The sequence below is a fragment of the Actinomycetota bacterium genome, from assembly GCA_036280995.1.
GTDB lineage: Bacteria > Actinomycetota > CALGFH01 > CALGFH01 > CALGFH01 > CALGFH01.
Genome location: DASUPQ010000753.1, coordinates 1 through 2772, shown reverse-complemented (window position 1 = coordinate 2772; position 2772 = coordinate 1). Strand labels below are relative to the sequence as shown.

2 protein-coding genes and 1 pseudogene are annotated in these 2772 nt (G+C 71.3%); all 3 read right to left on the bottom strand.

Annotation, left to right across the window (positions count from 1 at the left end):
* Positions 1-410, bottom strand: a 410-nt coding sequence (locus VF468_25260) for an AAA family ATPase (protein ID HEX5881596.1), incomplete at its 3' end; no start/stop codon positions are given.
* A pseudogene (locus VF468_25255) lies at positions 407-1788 on the bottom strand (DDE-type integrase/transposase/recombinase). The gene VF468_25260 and the pseudogene VF468_25255, both read right to left, overlap by 4 nt.
* Before the next feature lie 142 nt (positions 1789-1930).
* Positions 1931-2509 (bottom strand): helix-turn-helix domain-containing protein, encoded by a 579-nt coding sequence (locus VF468_25250; GenBank protein ID HEX5881595.1) that lies wholly within the window; start codon positions 2507-2509, stop codon positions 1931-1933.
* Positions 2510-2772 lie beyond the last annotated feature (263 nt).

Genomic DNA, 2772 nt, shown 5'->3' with positions numbered 1-2772 from the left:
AGGAGGTGCGCCTCGTCCAATACCAGGATCGTGGTGCGGCCGCGTTCGTGTTCCTCGGCGGCGAGCAGGTCCATCGTCTGCGGGATCAACGCCGCCTTGTGGAACCGCGGGACGCCGCCGAGCGCGGACACGATGCAGCCGTAGAGGCCCCGGCCGCCGACGGCGGGGTTGCCGAGGTAGATCGTCGTGTGCCGTGAGGAGTCCAGCGTCGCGAGGGCGGCGCGGACGGCGACGGTCTTGCCGGCGCCGACTTCGCCGGTGACCACGCCCAGGCCGCGTTCGCTGATGCACCAGCCGATGCGGGCGACGGCCTCGGCGTGGGTGGCGTGCCGGTGCAGCATCTGCGGCGCCAGACCCCGGCCGAACGGGGGCTTGGTGAAGCCGTAGTGGGATTGCAGCTTCTCGATCATCGCGACACCTCCTCGCCGGCCGGGTCGTCGCTGGCCTGGTCGTCGCAGGCCGGGTCGTCGCTGGCCTGGTTGTCGGTGATGCCGGGCAGGGGTTGCTGTCCCGGGAGGGGTCCGTCGGGCAGCTGGGAGTAGCGCAGCCGTGCGGAGATCTCCTTGGTGTGTTGGGCTTCCAGGAGCCCGAGGTAGTTGATCCCGGTCGCCGCCGGTGCCGATGGCGGGCTCGACTCGTCGGGTCGGGCCTTGGAGTGGACATGCCGGTCGATCGTGTGCGGGACCGCGGCTCCCATCGCCCGGCCCTGCCAGCGGACCTCGATGTCGGTGAGGTCGAACGGGTCGAACACCAGCTCCACCTTCCTGCCGACCAAGGCGGCGTCGACCTCGTAGGTGTTGCCGTGCAGCCCGACGGTGGCGGTCTTGGTGACGGTGCGCCACTGCGACCACAAGAACGCCTCCCGCAGCTGCGCGGGTGTCGGCATCGCTGGCTGGTGGTCGCCAGACCAGCGGTCCCAGGGGGTCTGGTCAGTCTCGGAATGGGTGCGGCGGTGGTAGACGGTCTCCACCCAGGCGGTGAACAAGGTGTTCAGCTGCGCGAGATCATCGAGCTCGCGGCCGGAGCCGATCTCGACCAGGAACTGGTCGCGGACGGTGCGAAAGAACCGCTCGATCTTCCCCCGTCCTTCGGGTTGGCCGGGCCGGGAGTGGACCAGCCGGATCCCCAACGACGCGCAGGCCCGCAGCAGCTGCTGTCGACCATCGCGGCGCCGTTGTCCAGATATATCGAGGCCGGTATTCCGCGGGCGGAGAGCCCTTTGTGCAGGGCGGCCTCCAGCCGGACGGTGTCCTCGCGGCGGGCCCAGCGATACCCGGTCAACAGCCGGGAATGATCATCGATGAACGCGCACAAGATCGCCTTCCGGCCCTTGACGGTGGGGCCGTGCAACGCGTCCCCGGTCCACCGCTGGTTCGGCGCGTCGGCCTCGAACCGGCCGAACGCGGCCGGCGGCTGCCCGCTCGGCCGGGTGGTCAGCTCCAGCCGGACGAAATGGCGTTGCAGGGTGCGCTCGTCCGGCGCCCAGCCGGCGTGGGCGCGCAGGATCGCCGCGACCTGCGCCGCGGTCCGTTCGGGCACTTCGCGTTTCAACGCGGCGGCCAGGTCGAGCACCTGCGCGGGGGTCCGCGGCAAGGCCCGCCGCGGCGGCGGGACCAAGGCGTCGAAGCCGCCGCGGCGCCAGTCGCGGATCCAGCGGTCGATCGTGGCCCGCGACACCCGGACCGGCTGCCCGAACGGACCCGGATGCTCGGCCCGCGCCAGGGCGCGGACCAGCCGGCCCCGCTGCCTGGTCGACAGCTCGGGGTCGGCGACGTCGCGAATCAACATGTAGCGGAACAGCCCGACCGTCCGGGCCCGCTCCGCCCGGACCTGGTCCTCACTCCTGCCGTCGGTCACGTTTCTCGTCTCCTCATCTGATGGTGAACACACGAGGGGCGAGGCTTCCCGACCCACCGAGCGGCGCCAAGGGTCAGTTCGTGTTGAACACCGCCACCGGCCCGGCCGGAGCCAGCAGCCGCCCGCCGGTGACCGCGCAGGCCAGCTGCCACGGCGACACCGCACCCACCACCGGGAGCCGGCGACGCGCCGCCGCGGCCACCACGCCGACCACCTCGACCGCATCGGCGAACACCGACCCGGCCGGAGCGATCGGGCCGTGCAACGGGTCCAGCTCCACGAGCAGCCCGGCCAAGACCGAGCGGGCCGTCTCCGCGTTCCGGCCGAACGCGCGCAGCCAACCCCGGACCGTTGACACCGGCCGGTCCAACCGAGCAGCGATCACTCGATGCCCGGCCCCGGCGGCCTTGGCTAGTAGGGCGGCACCGATCACCTCGACCGCGTCGGCCCGCCGCCACAAACCCGCCACGCTCAACAACACATGCGTCACCCGACAGCCGAGGCAGCGGACCCGGCGGGGCCGCAACCGCCCGACCCCGCGAACCGTCCTCGGCCGGGCATAGCCCCACAAGGCCAGGCCGCCGCCGCACGGGCAGACCAGCTCACCCGCCGACAGCCGCCGCTCGACCTCGACCGAATCGGTACCTACCATGATCACGGGTGCCTCCATGCACCAAGGAACGGCCCTCCCTTCCGGCCAAGGAAAGGGGAGGGCCGTTGCGCGTCCACCAACGTGATCAGATTGTCGTCGCACACCAACCAGCAACCGCCAGATCGCCGGCCCGCTGGACATCCTCACCGGCAACGTCGTTCCACCGATACGCCGTGCTCACCTCAGGTGTCGTCCAACAGCGGCTAGCCGAACGCCCGACAGTCCTGGTGGATGGATCCCGACTCGACTATGCCTGGGGCATT